The organism is Haloparvum sedimenti (assembly GCF_001462205.1).
In the GTDB taxonomy this organism is placed as follows: domain Archaea; phylum Halobacteriota; class Halobacteria; order Halobacteriales; family Haloferacaceae; genus Haloparvum; species Haloparvum sedimenti.
Map to the genome: position 1 here is coordinate 1 of NZ_LKIR01000068.1, position 15,787 is coordinate 15,787.

The window sequence follows — 15,787 nt, forward strand, 5'->3', positions numbered from 1 at the left end:
CAACGTCGAGGACATCGACGACATCACTGCGGCCGTCGAGAACGACACCGTCACGGAGTCGGACTCGGTCGCCAACGGCGACGTCGTCATCCACGAGTTCACGGCATCCGGTCTTGAGGGCGTCCTGGCCAACCAGAGCGGTGACCTTACGACGGCCGAAGCGTTCGACGCGGCTGTCAAGAACGGTGACCTGAACGTCACGGCCACGCAGACGGCCGAGTCGACGCAGGCCAACAGCGACCAGAAGTTCATCAACAACACGAACATCCTCAACAGCGTGCAGTTCGTTGTTGCGGACGGTGACACGTACTACGTCGCCACGGACACCACGACTCTCGAGCCCGAGGGCTCGGCGTCCGTCGCCAACGGCGACGTGTACAACGTGAGCTTCACGGTCAACAATTCGCGTCTGCTTGACGGCGACGACCCGCAGTCGGTCCACGACGAGATCGAGGTCGTCGAGCGCACCGGTAGCTTCGACAGCGACCCCGTCGAGGTCGAGGCTGCCTCCGACCAGCAGATCACGGGCACGACGTCCATCGCCCCGGGTAGCGAGCTGACGCTCCGCGTCCGCTCGTCCGGTGACACGGACCCGCGCTTCGTGAAGACCACCACGGTCACGGTTGACGCCGACGGTACCTTCGCGGGCACCTTCGACTTCTCCGAGCAGAGCGTGAACGACACGTTCACCGTCCGCACGAGCGGCGGGAACCTCGGCACGGTCGAAGCCGACGGCGCCGTGATCGAGGATACTGCTGAGGACACCACGGAAGAGGACACCACGGAGGAAACCACGGAGGAGACCACCGAGGAAACCACGGAGGAGACCACCGAGGAGACCACCGAGGAGACGACCGAGGAGCCTGCAGAGACGACGACGTCCGACGACACGCCCGGCTTCGGCGCTGTTGTCGCACTCGTCGCGCTCGTCGCCGCTGCGCTGCTCGCGACTCGCCGCCGTCCCTAACACGGACGCTTAACCACTGACCCGGAAGGGTCGGTCCCGATTTGCAGCCCATTTTTCGCACCGCGCTCACCGACCGCGTAGCGGCGGCGCTCGCGATCTGGACCTGGTTGGGACAACTATGCGTTTTTGGGAGTAGATATTTCTTTCTGGAGCTTGGATCACGGATATGGTCGAGCACGAGGAGCCGTGGTCCGGGTCCGTGAACGAGGCGGTCGTCGAGGAGTGGTGCACGGAGACGACGCCCTTCGAGCGCGTGCACGAGGTCCTTCGCTCGACGACCGAGCCCGCGTACGCGAGTGCGTTCGCGGACCGCGCCCGCGTGAGCGAGCCGACCGCTCGGACGCACCTCGAGACGCTGGCCGACACCGGCGTCGCGACCGCGGTCCCGACCGGTCGCGGGACGAAGTACGTCCGATCACGGGAGAGCCTCGCGATGGAGCGCGTCCGCGACCTCCACGAGCGACTCTCGCGCGAGGAGCTGACCGCGGGCATCCGCGACGTTCGCGACCGCCTCGCGGCGTACGCCGACCGGCACGACGCCGCCGGCCCGGACGACCTCGCGCTCCGGCTGTCGGGCGACGACGAGGCCGGATGGACCGCGGTGAGCGACTGGCGCGCGCTCGAGCGCGACCTCGCGGTCGCACAAGCCGCGCTGGCGCTGTACGACTTCGACCCCGACGACAGGCCGACCGACCGCGGATCGCACGCGGACGAGGACCGCGACTCACGCGGTGCGCTCGCTGACGACCGCGACCGCGGCGCGACGGCCTGATGGCGTCCGGAATCGATCCGACGGAGCTCTCGGCGGCCGTCGGCGGCCCCGATTACGCCGCGATGGAGCTGATTCGTGACCGGTGTTTCGCTCGGGACCCACTCGTCGACGACGTTTCCTTCGACGACCCGATTTCGCCTCGCGAACTGCAGGTGCGGTTCGTAGACGGCTTCGACGGTGCCGACACCGCACGACTGGACGTGACGTGGTACGCGGGCGGCGCGTATCGGTTTCACTACGTCGACGAAGCGATCAACTGGCGGTTCGACCGTCACCCGAACCCGCATTCTCCCGAGAAGCATTTCCACGAGCCACCGGACGCGGACTCGGAGACTGCTGTCGCCTCGTGTATCACCGTCGAGGAACCGGTACTCGTCGCCCGTGCAGTCCTGCAGCTCTGGCGTCGAGCGTACGAAACGGGGTCGCTCGCGGAGCTGAATACGGCAGAGAACCCGCCCTGAACCGAGAATCGGAACGAAGCGCACGCGGTACTACTGAGCCGTCACCTGCGCGCGACACCGGTTCGTGCCGGATTTCGCGGTCCCCATCGCCCGGAAGCCACCGCGGACGAACGCTTATGCATACACGCACGTAAAGCATGAGCATATGTCGAACGCCGAATCAGGCGGTGGCGACGGCAGCGGGCCCGAGATGGTACAGATCAACCTCCGGCTGAGCGAGGCGTTCCTCGAGGACATCGACGCGACGTGGCGCGAGGAGGGGTTCAACTCGCGCAGCGAGTTCCTCCGATACGTCGCCCGGGACGCGGTGAAACATCCCGAATTCTCCCGGGAGGGATGGAAGTCCATCGCGACCAGTGAGCACGAGCTGCGCTCCGGCGCGGAACTCGTCACTCGTGAGGAGGTCGTCGAACTGATGGACCGAAGCGAGGACGACGAGTAGCCTGGAGGGCGAGTGATGGTGACTGGACCTGATCGTTCTCGCCCCGCGCTGCCGACCAGTTCGCGACCCTCGACGCGCACGTACAGGATCGACTCGTCAGCAAACTCGACGAGATCGTGTCGTCACCGTGGCGCGAGCCTTCGGAGTTCTTGGAGCCACTGACGGGCGGTCCGTTCTCGAAACTGCGCGTGGGGCAGTACCGGCTCGCCTGTACGCTGAACCGCGAGGGCGGTGTTCTGGAAGTGCATCGGATCGAACATCGGAGCGGCGCCTACACCGCGGACGACTGACGCCCCGTGGAGAACACTGACGCGTCGGAAAGCAGACTGACCGACCGCGTGACGCTTGGCTACTGAGCGCCTCCGACGCACGCAACGATAAGGGCTTTACGCGCGCCGGCCTTCGATTCGCGTGATGCAGAGCGGCGTCACGGAGGCGGTCTTCACCGCGGTTCCGGACACGTTCACGTTCGCGTGGATCATCGCGGTCCTGTTCGGGATCGCGGCGCTTTTGGACTATCGCGGGCACGACCGCGGCCGCGATCTGGCGGCCGCGGCGTGGGGACTGTTCGGCCTCTTCTGGCTGTACATGGTCCCCTACTTCGCGTTCGAGCACCAGAGCTACGTCGAGAGCATCCTCGCGCTCGTCGGCGCGCCCGCGTGTGCGTACGCGGGCCTGCTGCTGTACCGCGGCCGCAGCTCGCTGTTCGTGCTCACCCGCGCGGTCGGGCTGATGCTGTTCATCTACCTGCCGTTCGAGACGATCCCCGCGATCACGGTCGCGGGCGCGACGCTGCCGGCGCCGCGGCAGGTGCTCATCGAGATCGTCGCCGACCAGACCGGCTTCCTGATCGACCTGCTCGGCTACGACCCCGAGCGCGTGACCAGCACCGAGGGGTACGACGCCGCCTTCAGGTGGGTGCTCGACGACGGGCACATCATGCGGATCTCGGTGGTACTGGCGTGTACCGGCATCGGGAGCATGGCCATCTTCGGCGGGCTCGTGGGCGCGGTGAGCGCGCCCGTGAACCGCAAGCTCCGCGCGCTCGCGGTGTCGCTGCCGATCATCTACGTGCTGAACATCCTCCGGACGACGTTCATCACGGTCGTCGCGGGCAACCAGTACATGCACTGGTACCCCGAGATCGTGTTGGCGATGTTCGGCGCCTCGGACCCGTACCGGGTGTCCTTCTTCGTCTCCGACCGGATCATCAGCCAGCTGCTCGCGGTCGTCGCGCTGGTCGGGATCACCTACCTCGTCGCCCGAGAGCTGCCCGAGCTCGTGGTCGTCCTGGAGGACGTGCTCTACATCCTCACCGGCGAGGAGCACGACCTGACCGAGTCGCTGGACCTGCCTCGCGAGCCGACGAATCGGCGGTCGTAGATAACCGGACGCTTACGTCGGCTTTTCTGGATCGGTCGAGCGTGCTGCTGCGCTCATCGTGCACACTCTGAACGCCCTCGACCGCTCGCGGCTTCCGTCCTGTTCCGGCCGCGGGCGGGCGTCCCTACGCGCGTTGCTCGCGCGCGCCGGGCGCGGGACAACCGGCGGCGCGATGCGGCGCGGCCGGGACGATCAGGCTGCACTCACGGCGGGAGTTCTGCCCCATCCGCGAAAAACGCTCGGCCGGCCGTGCGGTCGGCGCGCGCGAGCAACGCGCGCGAGGTCGCCGGCGCGCTACTGCACGCCGGCTGCTCGAAAATCTCCGATTTTCGGTGGAGGTCGCGGGCCGGGCGCGCTACGGTTCCGCGCCCGGCCCGCGGCCGAGGTTGGGGAGGCGTGAGGCTGCGGTGCGGTCGCGGTGGGTGGGACTGAAAGGGGCAGCCGGCTCGATCCGGCCCCGGCGCCTCAAGCACCGCAGCGGGCGGTGCGGAGAGCGAGGAGCGCAGAGCGTGCCGCGGCCGGTCGAGCAGGCTGGGGCTTTCTGGGTGTTGCTGTCAGGAGCAGCAGGATCTGCGACAGAAACAAAAAACGCGTCGTACGGAGAGCCGGCTGGGGCTTTCTGGGTGGTACCGTCTCGATCAGCAGGATCGACAGCAGTTACAAAAACGCCGTACAGAGCGTCGACAGAAACGTCCGCAGCGTCGCCCGGACCGCTCATCAGCGCCGGTCAGAACGGCGGGTCGCGGTCCGCCTCGCACTCGCCGGTGCGCTCGAGGATCAGGGTGTACTGGTTCGGGCGGAGCTCCTGTTCGTCGGCGTACTGGTCCGTTTGCGGGACGACGCCGTAGGGGAGCAGGTCGGTCACGGAGCCGGGGGTCGCACGCTGGGGGACGAACTCCGGCGGCCGGGGGCCGAACTCGGCGGCGATCTCGTAGTTCGTCTCCTCGTGGACCAGGTCCTCGACGAACCACCGCTGGATCGGCCCGGTCCGGTAGTAGGAGTCCTCCTTCAGGTACAGCAGGTCGCGGTAGCCCACCTGCACGTACTCGGGGCAGTGCACCATCTCCGCCTCGCCCGGCTGCGCGACGTGGTTGACGCGGGCGTCGTACGGGACCGCGGTGTCCTGGAAGTCGACGCGGTACACCTCCACGGTGTCGTTCGGACCGGCCTCCGCCTCCAGCCACGCTTCCGCGTTGTCGCGGGGCATGTCCGCGTAGCCGCCGACGCCGATCCCGGCGTACGCGCCGCTGGTGATCAGGAGGACCGCGATGAGGGGACGGGCGACCGCGGGGCGGGTCTCCCGCAGCGCGAGCAGGCGTTCGCCGACCACGAGCGCGATGAGCGGGAACGTCGGCAGCAGGTGGTGGACCCGGAAGTCGTGCCACGCCGAGAACAACAGCAGGTACGCGAACAGCGCGGTCAACACCAGCGCGGTGCCGTCCACGCCGGCGCCGCGGCGGCGGAGCGAGGCGACGCTCGCGAGCGTCCCCACCAGTCCCGCGGCGAACAGCGGGAGCGAGAGCCCGCTGAAGTAGCCGCGGAGGAACCACCACCAGATCGGGGCGTCCGGGCCGGTCGTGTGGGTCGCGCGCGCGGTCGAGCCGCCGAAGATGCGCTCGACGACGAGGCCGTGCTCGCCGACCAGCGCGGTCGGGAACCCGAGGACGATACAGACGAACCCCGCGAGCGCGCCGCCGAGGAACAGCTTCGGCCGCCACAGCGCCGCACGCGGGCCGGCGGTCGCTCTGGAGGTGTCGCCCGCAGCGCCCTCGTGAGCCTCCTCGCGGACCCGTCGCGCGCGGAGCACGTACGCGGCGCCGACGACGACCACGACGGGCGCCGCGGTGAGCTTGAACGCGATGGCGACCCCGCCGGCCGCGCCCGCGAGCACGAACAACGCGCCGTCGTCCGTCTGCACGTAGCGAAGCCCGAGGTACAGCGCCAACAGGACGAAGAACAGCGCCGGCATGTCCTCGCCGCCCTCGTGAGCGATGGTGAGGAAGCCGAACGTGAGCGTAAGGAGGAGGGCGGCGAGGTCGCCGGTCGTGCGGTCGTACGCGGCCGCGCCGATCCGGTAGGTGAGGTAGACGCAGCCGAGCGCGAACGCGACGTTGGTCAGCCGAACCAGGAGGATGGAGGCGGTCCAGACCCACTCCGGGAGCCCCTGCCACGCGCCGTAGAAGCCGAACTCCCACGCCGGGAACCCGAGGGCGGCGAACGCCTCCCACTCGCCGAGCAGCGCGGCCGCGAGCACTACCGGCAGCAGCACGAGCGCGTACAGGTGGAACGTCGCGCCGAAGGGGACCCGGCTCCAGACGACGCCCTCTTTCAGCGAGGCGAAGCTCGGGTCGTCGATGACCCGACCGTACGCCACCAGCACGTCGAGGATGCGACTCTTCTCGTCGCGCGTGGCGAAGTTCGGGACGCGATGCCAGATCCAGAAGGTACAGAGGCCGGCCGCGAGCAGCAGGACGTACGGGAGGTATCGGTCCTCTCGGAGGTCGGTCAGGACCTGCCGTCTGGCCCGGTGGAGGTAATCGCCGGGCGAGAAACGCGTCATGGTTCGGCTCTCGGCGTCCCGACTGAAAAACCCGTCCAGTCGTCAGTCCGCGAGCAGGCTCTCGCCGTCGAACGCCGCGTCGTCGGCGTCGACGTCCAGCAGGTCGAGGATCGTCGGCGTCAGGTCGTAGAGGTTCGCGCCCGCCGCGTCGAGGTCGGCGGTCGAGTAGAGAACGGCGTTCTCGAACTTGTGCATCCCGTTGCGCGGTCCGGTCGTGAAGACGGCCTCCTTCTCGGAGAAGGCGGACTTCAGGTCGAACCCGTCCGCGGGGACGACGACCACGTCGGGGGCGATGTCGTCGCCCGCGCCGTCGAACACTTCCTCGCCTTTCACGATCCGCTTGCAGACCTGCCGGCCGTCCGGGCCGGTCAGCCCCTCCAGGTCGTCGATCAGCTCGTCGCGGACCGCCTCGTACTCCGACTCGGGGACGGAGCCGTTCGCCTCGCGGCCCTCCAGGTTGACGTAGAACCGGCCCGGGATCAGCGAGTAGGCGCGCGACTCCTCGTGCACGTCCGCGAGCGAGTCGTGATCGTCGTCCTCGTAGGAGAGCCACCCCTCCTCGGCGAGCCACTCGTTGCAGTTCACCTCGTGGGTCAGCTCGGTGAAGCCGTGGTCCGAGGCGACCACGAGTTCGGTGTCCTCGTCGAGCGAGTCGCGAATCTCGCCGATGTAGTCGTCGAGCGTGTCGTAGAAGGCCAGGAAGTCGTCGGCGTGGGGACCGTCGTTGACGTAGTCGCCGAACAGGAAGTGGTTAACGCGGTCGGTGCTCATGTAGACGCCGAAAAAGAGGTCCCAGTCGTCCTCGTCGAGGTAGTGAGTGAACGCCTCGTGGCGCGCGTCGAGGGTGGCGTTGGCGTTCTCGACGAACTCGGTCTTGTCCGCCTCGTGGCCGAGCTTCGCGTTCACGTCGATCCGGTAGTCGAACCCGGAGAGCGTCTCCTTCAGGTCGTCGTCGCTCGCGGCCGCGTCCAGCGACGGCGAGAGGAAGCCGGAGACCATGCGCTGGATCCGCGAGGAGGGCGGGAACGTCACGGGGACGTTCATCACGGTGGCGTCGCGGCCGGCGTCCGTGACCCGGTCCCACAGGCGCGTCGCGCGGACGTGCTTGCCCATCGGGACGTACGTCTCGTCGGAGCCGACCTCGCGGTCCTGGAAGCCGTAGACGCCGGTCGCGCCGGGGTTTTTGCCCGTCGTCAGCGAGGGCCAGCAGGCGCTCGACTCGGGGGGGACGATGCTCTCCAGCCGGTCGCCGGTTCCCTCCTCGGCGATGGCGGCCAGGTTCTCGAACACGTCCGGGTGCTCCTGAACGAGCTCGTGCGGTACGCCGTCGACGCCGAGGAAGACCACGCGGTCGTCGCCGCCGCGCAGCCTGTCGAACAGACCCATATGGCCCCGAGTCCGCCCGCGGCGCATGAAACCCTTTCCGTTGCGGCCCCGCTCCGAGCTATCGGCGGAATTCGACGCGAGACAGAAAAGCTATCAACGTCGCGCGGTTTCTCGAACCCACATGAGCGACGACTTCCCGGCGTACGTCGACGTCGACTACACCGACGGCGAGGGGGAGACCCCCGCGGACTACCCGTCACTCCAGCACAAGATCGAGAAGGCGATCGAGGTGACCCGCGAGGGGCTCGAGCAGTACGAGAACCCCGCCGTCATGTGGACCGGCGGGAAGGACTCGACGCTCACGCTCTACTTCATCAACCAGGTGGCCGAGGAGTTCGGCTACGAGAAGCCGACCGCGGTGTTCATCGACCACTTCCAGCACTTCGAGGACATCACCGACTTCGTCGAGCACTGGGCCGACGAGTGGGACATCGACCTCGTTTACGCCCGCAACGACGACATCGGCGCCTACGTGGACGAGCACGGTCTCGAACCCGGCGACGACATCCCCGTCGACGCCCTCTCCGAGCACAATCAGCACCACGTCCGGAACATCCTCGAGTACGAGGAGGACACTTTCCCGTTCCTGCTCGACACCTACGTCGGCAACCACCTCCTGAAGACGGTGGCGCTGAACGACGCCCTCGAGGAGTACGACATCGACGGCGTCATCTCCGGCGTGCGCTGGGACGAGCAGGAGGCCCGCGCCGACGAGACCTTCTTCTCGCCGCGGCACGACCCCGACCTGTTCCCGCCGCACGACCGCGTCCAGCCCATCCTGCAGTTCGACGAGCGCGACGTGTGGGACGTCTTCTGGAACTACGTCGTTCCGGACACGGTGGAGGCGTTCCCCGAGGACGGGTACGTCCCGGAGTCCGCCGAGGACCTCCCCGAGGGCGTCGACCAGGAAGACGTGCCCATCTCGCCGAAGTACTTCGCCGGGTTCCGCTCGCTCGGCAGCGAGGTCAGTACGGAAAAGACCGAGGAGGAGCCCGCGTGGCTCCAGGACCTCGAGAACACGACCGAGCGCGCCGGCCGCGCCCAGGACAAGGAGGACCTGATGGAGCGCCTGCGCGACCTCGGCTACATGTAACGCTCGGCGACCCGACTGCAGTCCCGCGCTCTTCTAGACCCCCGGTATCGTGTTCGTCGCGCCCACGGTCTCCGCGACCACCCACGCGACGAACAGTCCGTAGGCGCCGATCAGCGCCCACGACTCGCCGCCCGACAGCGACAGGTCGGTCCGCAACGCGGTGAACAAAAGGACCGTCGCGAGCGTCAGCACGGCCAGCATCGGCACCGCGACCGCGAGGTCGACCGGCGCGGCGCCGACGATGAGCACGCCGAGCGGGACCGCCACCAGCAGGTCGAAGGTGTTCGACCCGAGCACGTTGCCGAGACTGGTGACGGCCTTGCCGCTCCGGGCGGCCCGGACGCTGACGAGCGTGTCCGGGAGGCTCGTCGCGGCCGCGAGGACCGTCACGCCCGCGAGGAACGAGGGGACTCCGAACGTGACGCTCAGCGCCTCGACGCTCCCGACGAGCGCCTCGACGGCGACCAGGATGACCGCCAGCCCCGCCGCGAGCGTGAGCCACTCGCGGCCGACGGCGATCCCCGCCGGAGGCTCCTCGGCCTCGTGGTCGCTCACGTCCTGCCACTGGATGAAGAGGTAGAGCCCGTACAGACACAGCGGGACGACCGCCAGTTCACGCGTGATCGAACCGCCGAGCGGCGGGCCCTCGGGGATCGGCTCGTAGATGACCGCGAACGCGAACGTGACGATGAGCGCCGCGACGGCCACCATGTAGAACTGCGCCTCCTTGTACACCAGCGTGCGGTTGGCGTCGAGCGCGTCGTCGGTCGCGAGCCCCGCGACGCCCGGCACGACGAGGATGTTGAAGATGGCGGAGCCGACGATCGCGCCCACGCCTAAGTCGAAGCTCCCGCCGAGCGCGGCGACGACGACGCTCGCGAGCTCCGGGAAGCTGGAGCCGACCGCGACGACGATCGACCCCTGCACGACCGCGGGCAGCCCGTAGTGCGCCGAGAGGTGCTCCGCGGACGACTCCAGCCAGTCGCTGCCGACCCAGACCGCGCCGCTCGCGAGGAGGATCAGGAGGACGTGCCCGAACGGCGAGGACGGCGAGAGCCCGGGAACCATCGCCGGGTAGTGCGCGGCCGGCCGGCAAAAGCGCCGGGGTCCGCGACTGCTCCCGGAGCCGGTGGAACCACAAGGAATAATACAACTCGAGAATACTACTTGGTTGTATGTTCGAGTTCGACGGGTTCAGCGACGCGGACGAGGCGGCAGTCACTCGCGCGATCGGCGAACAGTGGAGCGAGGAGTTCCTCGACTTCTCCGAGTCCGACGTGATCGTCGTCGGCGGCGGTCCCTCGGGACTGATGACCGCGAAGGAGCTGGCGGAGCGCGGCGTGAAGACGATGGTCGTCGAGAAGAACAACTACCTCGGCGGCGGCTTCTGGCTCGGCGGGTTCCTGATGAACAAGGTGACGGTCCGCGACCCGGCTCAGGAGATCCTCGACGACCTCGGCGTCGACTACGAGCCGGTCGAGGAGACCGAGGGGCTGTTCGTCGCGAACGGGCCGGAGGCCTGCTCGGCGCTGATCAAGGCCGCCTGCGACGCGGGCGCGAAGATCCAGAACATGACCGAGTTCACCGACGTGGTCGTCCGCGAGAACCACCGCGTCGGCGGCATCGTGATGAACTGGACGCCGGTCCACGCGCTCCCGCGGGAGATCACCTGCGTCGACCCCATCGCCGTGGAGTCGGACCTCGTGGTCGACTCGACGGGCCACGACTCGGTCGTGATCAGCAAGCTGGACGAGCGCGGCGTCCTCGAGGCGCCCGGCATCCAGCACGCGAAGGAGCACAACACCGGCATGGACGCCACCGAGGACGGCCAGTACGGCGCGCCCGGTCACGACTCGCCCGGCCACGACTCCATGTGGGTCGGCGAGAGCGAGGACGCGGTCGTCGAGCACACCGGCGTCGTCCACGACGGCGTGGTCGCGACGGGGATGGCGGTCGCGACCGCCTACGGCCTCCCGCGGATGGGGCCGACGTTCGGCGCGATGCTCGTCTCCGGGAAGGCGGGCGCGCAGGCCGCGCTGGACGAGCTGGAGGTCGACGCCGGCGACGTGGCGCTCTCCTCGCGATCACCGGCGCCCGCGGACGACTGAGCGAACGACGACGAACGCGTTCGACGGGCGCGTTCGACGGGCGCGTTCGACGGGCGCGTTCGACGGTCGATCGCTGGGAAGTCGGGTCGTAGGAAGTCGGGTCGTACAGTGAGCGGGCACTTGTCCGACGTGTCTCGACCGCTCCGAAAGCCTCAGTCCGCGTTCGCTACTACGCATCCGGCTCAGGCATAGATTCTGCTGTGCTGGACAGCAACACCCAGAAAGCCCCAGCCGGCTCTCTGTACGAGGTTTTTGAAACTGCTGTCGATCCTGCTGTGCTGGACAGCAACACCCAGAAAGCCCCAGCCGGCTCGACCGGCCGCGACACGCTCTGCGCTCCTCGCTCCCCGCACAGCTCGCTGCGGTGCTTGAGGCGTCGGGGCCGGATCGAGCCGGCTGCCCCTTTCAGTCCCACCCACCGCACAGCACCGCAACCGCACAGCAGCCTCGCACCTCCCCAGCCTCGGCCGCGGGCCGGGCGCGGAACCGCACCGCAGCGCGCCCGGTCCGCGACCTCCCTCGCGCGCGTTTCTCGCGCGCGCCATCGTGGCAGTATCGGGACCGCTCGTCACGTGGGTATCCCGGGTCGGTCGATACGTTGGGGCTCTCGACCGCGATCAGCAGAGCTCGCGGACGATCCGCGCCGCCTCGGGCGCGTCCGGCGCGAGCACGTAGACGATGGGCTCGACGCCGACCGCGCCGGTCTGGTAGAGCACGAGCGCGTCGCTCGCGTCGTCCCCGTCCTCGGCTCCGTGCGCGTCGACCGCCTCCCGCACCGCGGTCGCGGTGTCCGCCTCCGCGTCGAAGGCGACGGTCGGGTGGTCGTCGTCCAGCTCCTCGATCAGCTCCGGGTCGTACCGGACGTTCACCGCGCCGCGGGCGTCGCTGCCGGCCGCGCGGGCCGCGAGGAGGACGGTCGCGACGTGCTCGCTCACGCCGAACTCCGGCTCGCCGGGGACCATCGCGCGTCCCTTCACGTCCACGAGCCGGCCGGGGATCGCGGCCACGTCGTCGATCGTCTCCGCGTCGGGCAGACACTCAACGACGTTGGCGCCGACGTTCGGGATGAGCGCCGCGAAGCCGGAGGCGTTCGTTAGCGTGCGGAGCCCGCGCCGCACCGAGGCCAGCACGCGCTCGCGCTCGCGAAGTCCGCTCTCGGGGTCGTGGACCGAGAAGTCCACGTCCGCGTCCCGGAGCTCGGGCATCGCCGCCTCGTGGAGCTCCGCGAGCAGGTCGCCCTCCTCCAGTCGCCGGATCAGCACCTCGATCTCCACGAGCGCGGCGACGCGGCTCATGTCGCCCGACGCCAGCCCCTCGCCGACGCGGTCGACGAGGTCCTGTACGCGCGCGTCCGCGACCACGCGCTCGTGGCGCGCCACGTCGCCGTGGGCGTACTTCGAGACCGCCGACTGCGAGATGCCGAGCGCGTCCGCGACCTCGTGCTGGGTGAAGCCGCGGTCGCGGAGGTCCTCGGCGAGCATCGCCCGCACCGTCGGCAGGAACTCCTCGACGACGACCTCCTCGATGAACTTCACGCCCCGTCACCCCGCGCGTCGTCGGGCGTTTCGCGGTCCGAAACGTCGCCCGCGAACTCCGGGTCGTCGCCGATGCGGGACGCCTGCGGGCCCTTCTGTCCCTGGTACTTCGAGCCACGCTCCTCGCCGTAGGGGCGCTCGGCCGGCGTCGAGAGCTCCGTGAACGTGAGCTGCGAGACGCGCATCCCGGGCGAGAGCGCGACCGGCGCGGTGCCGAGGTTCGAGAGTTCGAGGGTTATCTGACCCTCGTAGCCGGGGTCACACAGGCCCGCCGTGGCGTGGACCACGACCGCGAGCCGGCCGAGCGAGGACCGCCCCTCGACGTGGGCCACGAGGTCGTCCGGGATGGCGACGCGCTCGGCCGTCGTGCCGAGCACGAAGTCGCCCGGGTGGAGGATGAAGTCCTCGCCGTTCGGGACGTGCGTCTCGGTGACGTAGTCGCCGACCTCGTCGGCCTCGGTGGGGTGGATACAGGGGATGTTCGTCCGCTGGAACTCGAGGAACTCCTCGCCGAGCCGGAGGTCCACGCTGGCGGGCTGGACCTGCTGGTCGAGGTCGTCGAGGGGTTCGATCTCGAGGTCGCCGGCCTCGAGGCGCCGCAGGATGTCGGCGTCCGACAGGATCATGTCGTCACCACCGCGGCCGCGGACGTAAAAGCTCACGATACCGCCGGCGGTCTCGCGGCCTGGCACCCGGCCTCGAAACCGGCAGAATCTGCGGTGAGAAACCGACAGCATGCGCGCCGATCACGGGCAAGATATACGTTACCGCGACCCGGAAGCGAGACCATGAACGACCGCGCCGGCGGGACGCCCGCGGCGGGCGAGGGCCGGGTCGAACCGCCCGAGCCGTTCGTGGCGTCGGCAAACGTCGCCGACTCGGCGATACACGACCGGTTCGCCGACGAGTGGCCCGACTGCTGGGAGCGGGCCGCCGCCCTCCTCGAGTGGGAGACGCCCTACGACCGCGTGCTCGACGACGCGGACGCGCCCTTCTACAGGTGGTTCCCCGGCGGCGAGTTGAACGCGAGCGCCAACTGCCTCGACAGACACCTCGACGAGCGGAAGAACCAGGTGGCGATACAGTGGGTCGGCAAGCGCGGCGAGCGCCGCACCTACACCTACCTCGACCTCCACCGCGAGGTGAACGCGCTCGCCGCGGCGCTCCGCGAGCGCGGGGTCGGGGAGGACGACGTGGTGACGCTGTACCTGCCGATGATCCCGGAGCTCCCGGTCGCGATGTTGGCCTGCGCCCGGCTCGGGGCGCCGCACAACGTCGTCTTCGCGGGGCTGTCCGCGGAGGCGCTCGCGACGCGGCTCGACGCGGCCGACTCGGAGTACCTGATCACCTGCGACGGCTACTACCGGCGGGAGGACGCATTCAACCAGAAGGGGAAGGCGGACAACGCGCGGCTCCGGCTCGACGGGGACCTCGCAGCCACGGTCGTCGTCGATCGGCTCGGCGAGGAACTCCCGACGCACCTCGGCGCGGACGAGTACGACTACGAGGCCCTCGTCGACGCCCACGACGGCGAGACGGTCGAGCCGGTGTCCCGGGACGCGACGGACCTGCTGTTCGTGATGTACACCTCCGGGACCACCGGGGAGCCGAAGGGTGTCGAGCACGCGACCGGCGGCTACCTCTCACACGTCGCCTGGTCCACGCGCGCGGTGCTGGACGTTAAACCCGAGGACACGCACTGGTGTGCAGCGGACATCGGCTGGATCACGGGCCACTCCTACGGCGTCTACGGCCCGCTCGCGCTCGGCGCGACGACGCTGATCTACGAGGGGACGCCCGACTACCCCGACCGCGACCGCGTCTGGGAGCTGATCGAGCGCAACGCCGTCGACGTGTTCTACACCTCACCGACCGCCATCCGCTCGTTCATGACGTGGGGCGCGGAGTACCCCGACGCCCACGACCTCTCCAGTCTGCGGCTGCTCGGCACGGTCGGCGAGGCGATCTCGCCGCGCGCGTGGGAGTGGTACCACGAACACGTCGGCGGCGGCGAGGTTCCCATCGTCGACACGTGGTGGCAGACGGAGACGGGCGCCACCATGGTCGCCACGCTGCCGGGGGTCGACGACATGAAGCCGGGGAAGGTCGGGCCGCCCCTGCCGGGGATCGACGCCCGCGTCGTCGACGAGCGCAACGAGCCGGTCGAGCCGAACCAGCCGGGCTACCTCGTGGTCGGCAAGCCGTGGCCGGGGATGTGCACCGGGCTCCGCGGCGGCGACGAGCGCTACGTCGAGGAGTACTGGGAGGAGACCGACGACGGCTGGTGTTACCGCACCGGCGACGGCGCCGCGGTCGACGGCGACGGCTACGTCTCGATCCTCGGCCGGGTCGAGGACGTGGTCCGCGTCTCCAGCCAGCAGCTCAACGTCGCGGAGCTGGAGGCCGCCGTCGTCGAGGTGGAGGCGATCACCGAGGCGGCGGTCGTCGGCTCCGCCGACGCCGGCATCCTCGTGTACGCGACCACCCGAGGCGAGGCGCCGTCCGACGAGGACCTCCGGAAGCGGATCGGCGACGAACTCGCCGATCGGGTGGGGGAGATCGCTCGCCCCGACGCGGTCGTGCTCACCTCGGACCTCCCGAAGACCCGGTCCGGAAAGGTCATGCGCCGGCTGCTGGAGGACATCGCCCAGGGCGAGGAGTTCGGCGACATCAGCGCGCTCCGGAACCCCGAGGTGGTCGGCGAGATCGCCTCGGCCGTCCGCGAGGAGTGACGTTTCGCTATTTCTACTGAACCCGAAACACGTCGGGCACGCAGACGACGACCGTCGCGAGCAACCCCCGATCGGCTCCCGCCGGCGCGGCGCTCCGGTTCCCCGGCGACAGCTTTTTACTTCGGCTTTTAGATCTTTTGCGAAACGTATGGCGCCCGACGCCCTGACGCCCGACGAGTACGCGACCCTCCGCGAGGCGGCCGCCACCGATCGGTCCGACCTGCTGGTCCGTCTCGCGGGGGAGGCGGGACTGCGGACCTCGGAGGTCCCGTGCGTTCGCCCGTCGGATCTGGGGAGCGTGGACGAGGCGACCGGGACGGAGACGGGGGACGGCGCGGCCGGCGGTCC

General features: G+C 69.3%; 13 protein-coding genes and 2 pseudogenes. 10 read left to right on the plus strand and 5 right to left on the minus strand.

The window, feature by feature from the left end; genetic code table 11:
- From AN233_RS04195 to artA, 6 genes and pseudogenes are all read left to right on the plus strand, one after another.
- Window positions 1-967, plus strand: a 967-nt coding sequence (locus tag AN233_RS04195; protein ID WP_125919975.1) for a BGTF surface domain-containing protein, incomplete at its 5' end; no start/stop codon positions are given.
- A gap of 166 nt (window positions 968-1,133) precedes the next feature.
- A complete protein-coding gene (locus tag AN233_RS04200; protein ID WP_058365598.1) occupies window positions 1,134-1,739 on the plus strand; it encodes a DUF7342 family protein in 606 nt (201 codons plus the stop codon).
- Window positions 1,739-2,200: a hypothetical protein gene (locus AN233_RS04205; protein WP_058365599.1), complete on the plus strand. Its 462-nt coding sequence runs from the start codon at window positions 1,739-1,741 to the stop codon at window positions 2,198-2,200. Before AN233_RS04200 ends, AN233_RS04205 begins: the two co-directional genes overlap by 1 nt.
- A 145-nt stretch (window positions 2,201-2,345) precedes the next feature.
- Entirely contained in the window at window positions 2,346-2,642 is a 297-nt protein-coding gene (locus tag AN233_RS04210) for a ribbon-helix-helix domain-containing protein (RefSeq protein ID WP_058365600.1), read from the plus strand.
- 11 nt (window positions 2,643-2,653) lie between these two features.
- Window positions 2,654-2,932, plus strand: a pseudogene (locus AN233_RS04215) (type II toxin-antitoxin system RelE family toxin); the annotation flags it as partial.
- A gap of 124 nt (window positions 2,933-3,056) precedes the next feature.
- Window positions 3,057-4,025: an archaeosortase A gene (artA, locus tag AN233_RS04220; RefSeq protein WP_058365601.1), complete on the plus strand. Its 969-nt coding sequence runs from the start codon at window positions 3,057-3,059 to the stop codon at window positions 4,023-4,025.
- Between the two features lie 727 nt (window positions 4,026-4,752).
- On the opposite strand, the gene AN233_RS04225 is transcribed toward artA, so the two are convergent.
- Both AN233_RS04225 and AN233_RS04230 read right to left on the minus strand, forming a co-directional pair.
- The gene (locus tag AN233_RS04225; RefSeq protein ID WP_058365602.1) at window positions 4,753-6,585 is read right to left on the minus strand and encodes a glycosyltransferase family 39 protein; all 1,833 of its coding nucleotides are present in this window, start codon (window positions 6,583-6,585) and stop codon (window positions 4,753-4,755) included.
- A 42-nt stretch (window positions 6,586-6,627) separates the two neighbouring features.
- Window positions 6,628-7,971 carry an alkaline phosphatase family protein gene (locus AN233_RS04230; protein ID WP_058365603.1) on the minus strand — a complete coding sequence of 448 codons (1,344 nt, stop codon included), beginning with the start codon at window positions 7,969-7,971 and terminating at the stop codon, window positions 6,628-6,630.
- Window positions 7,972-8,092: 121 nt separating this feature from the next.
- On the opposite strand from AN233_RS04230, the gene AN233_RS04235 reads away from it, so the two are divergent.
- On the plus strand, window positions 8,093-9,064 hold the full coding sequence (locus tag AN233_RS04235) for a phosphoadenosine phosphosulfate reductase family protein (protein ID WP_058365604.1): 972 nt from the start codon (window positions 8,093-8,095) through the stop codon (window positions 9,062-9,064).
- Between the two features lie 33 nt (window positions 9,065-9,097).
- Here AN233_RS04235 and AN233_RS04240 read toward each other — a convergent pair whose 3' ends face one another.
- Window positions 9,098-10,132, minus strand: a complete 1,035-nt coding sequence (locus AN233_RS04240; RefSeq protein WP_058365605.1) for a sodium:calcium antiporter — start codon at window positions 10,130-10,132, stop codon at window positions 9,098-9,100.
- 107 nt (window positions 10,133-10,239) lie between these two features.
- Here AN233_RS04240 and AN233_RS04245 point away from each other — a divergent pair, with 107 nt between their 5' ends.
- Window positions 10,240-11,172: a sulfide-dependent adenosine diphosphate thiazole synthase gene (locus AN233_RS04245; RefSeq protein ID WP_058365606.1), complete on the plus strand. Its 933-nt coding sequence runs from the start codon at window positions 10,240-10,242 to the stop codon at window positions 11,170-11,172.
- A gap of 617 nt (window positions 11,173-11,789) precedes the next feature.
- Here the strand turns inward: AN233_RS04245 and AN233_RS04250 are convergent.
- Together AN233_RS04250 and dcd are read right to left on the minus strand one after the other, a co-directional pair.
- Complete coding sequence (locus tag AN233_RS04250) at window positions 11,790-12,707, minus strand: thiamine-phosphate synthase family protein (protein ID WP_058365607.1); 918 nt, start codon at window positions 12,705-12,707, stop codon at window positions 11,790-11,792.
- The gene (gene dcd, locus AN233_RS04255) at window positions 12,704-13,333 is read right to left on the minus strand and encodes a dCTP deaminase (protein ID WP_058365608.1); all 630 of its coding nucleotides are present in this window, start codon (window positions 13,331-13,333) and stop codon (window positions 12,704-12,706) included. The genes AN233_RS04250 and dcd overlap by 4 nt, the downstream gene beginning before the upstream one ends.
- Window positions 13,334-13,495: 162 nt before the next feature.
- Between dcd and acs the strand changes: the two genes are divergently transcribed.
- Both acs and AN233_RS17900 read left to right on the plus strand, forming a co-directional pair.
- Entirely contained in the window at window positions 13,496-15,439 is a 1,944-nt protein-coding gene (gene acs, locus AN233_RS04260) for an acetate--CoA ligase (protein WP_058365609.1), read from the plus strand.
- A gap of 148 nt (window positions 15,440-15,587) precedes the next feature.
- Window positions 15,588-15,787: pseudogene (locus AN233_RS17900) on the plus strand (bacterio-opsin activator domain-containing protein); the annotation flags it as partial.